The following is a 1,545-nucleotide window of genomic DNA, read 5'->3' as shown; positions in this document are numbered from 1 at the left end:
ATATTAACAGTATTTTGTGAGTTTCACAATATAAAATTCATAAATTGCTCTTTTATTAGTCACCACACTGATAATTATATAATTAGAGATTTTAATTCTATAAATCAAATTATGCAGTTGGTATTACTTTTGATTATAAAAATAGAGATGTAAATTTTTAAAAATTAAAAGTGATGATGGAGAAAAATTATGATCCTGATAATGATAATTGTCCGGAAAAAGAAATGGTAGAAAATCTTCAGGAACAAAAACGAAATCAAGCTCAAAACACTGAAAAATTTTCAGATAATAGCCAAAATCGTGTTGCTAAAGATAAAACAGAAAATGAAGCGCAAAAATCTAATGTTGACAGCAATGCAACTAAGAAATAAATGCCTGAAATGAAGTTTTATAAAAATCATTCAAAGATGAAAGTATAAAACTCATAATATAAAAAATAAATACAGTTACTAGTAGTACTGTACAATAATCTAAATCTGATTTTGGGGGATCAGATTATTACTAATTGTCTAATTAAAATTAAAAAATTTATGGAAAATTTCATTAATCCGTTGTTACTTGGAACTTCTGAAACTTTAGAAAATAAAACATCAAAATTATCTGCAAAACAACTAGCCTGTGCAGGTGTAAGTTCATTAATTATTGGTGCTGTTCTAAAGAAAACAGGACACAATAAAACTGCGGCTCTTATTGGCGGACTAGCTTTACCACTGTTAGCATCTGCCTGTTATAAAAAATTCGCTAAAAAATCCGGCTCAGAAAACTTCAAGAAAAGTACTGACATTGCAGGTAATTATTACTAGTAACCAACTCTCATAAAAAAACAAACCGTCTCGAAAACTAATTCAAGACGGTTTGTTTATTTGTAATTCCTATTGTGAAGGATTTTATTTCCCTTTCAGTACTTTATCAAGAGCGTCTGCTCTGTCTTTTTCAGCCTTAACCAAACGTTCGTAAAGTTCAACGACCTTATCAAGAGGATTGAAGGTACAATGAACTGGATGATTAATCATTCCATTTCCTCCAGAACTACTATCATAAAAAGTATTGAAATAATTAAAAACAGATTCTTCTGTAAAGTTTTCAAGCGCATCTACGGTCACGCCAAGTGCTCTAGCAATCTGCGCAAGTCTTTGTTCTTCAATTTCATAACTTCCTTCAAGTCCCGAAACAGTTTGCTGGCTAACACCCATTGCTTCTGCAAGTGCTTCTTGTTTCATACCACGAAGCTCTCTCATTCGGCTTATATTTCTGCCAATATTTTTTCGTTTTGTTTCTGTGCTCATAAATCAAAGATATTTAAAAATTCTTTTACATAATAACGATCAATAAAAAACAACCCAAATTTAGTATCGTACTTATTGGATTGTTTTTATAAAGCAAATTTATGCTTTTTCTTACTTTGGTAAAAACGTTATTTGTTCTTTTTAATGTTCTTTAATAACGATCCATTTTTTGAGATACTAACCCAATATGAGCCGATCCTATTGATCTCTTTTTTATTATTCATTTATAATGCCGGATTAAAATCCGGCGCTACAATAT

3 protein-coding genes are annotated in these 1,545 nt (G+C 30.2%); 2 read left to right on the top strand and 1 reads right to left on the bottom strand.

The features are described 5' to 3' along the window. Positions 1 to 173 precede the first annotated feature (173 nt). Both B0A66_RS11895 and B0A66_RS11890 read left to right on the top strand, forming a co-directional pair. Entirely contained in the window at positions 174 to 371 is a 198-nt protein-coding gene (locus B0A66_RS11895; protein WP_123868237.1) for a hypothetical protein, read from the top strand. Between the two features lie 159 nt (positions 372 to 530). Continuing rightward, positions 531 to 803, top strand: a complete 273-nt coding sequence (locus tag B0A66_RS11890; RefSeq protein ID WP_089050052.1) for a hypothetical protein — start codon at positions 531 to 533, stop codon at positions 801 to 803. An 84-nt stretch (positions 804 to 887) separates the two neighbouring features. Here B0A66_RS11890 and B0A66_RS11885 read toward each other — a convergent pair whose 3' ends face one another. After that, on the bottom strand, positions 888 to 1,286 hold the full coding sequence (locus B0A66_RS11885) for a helix-turn-helix domain-containing protein (protein WP_089050051.1): 399 nt from the start codon (positions 1,284 to 1,286) through the stop codon (positions 888 to 890). Positions 1,287 to 1,545: the final 259 nt, after the last annotated feature.

This window comes from Flavobacterium hercynium (assembly GCF_002217285.1).
In the GTDB taxonomy this organism is placed as follows: Bacteria; Bacteroidota; Bacteroidia; order Flavobacteriales; family Flavobacteriaceae; genus Flavobacterium; species Flavobacterium hercynium.
This window is presented reverse-complemented; position numbering and strand designations above follow the sequence as displayed.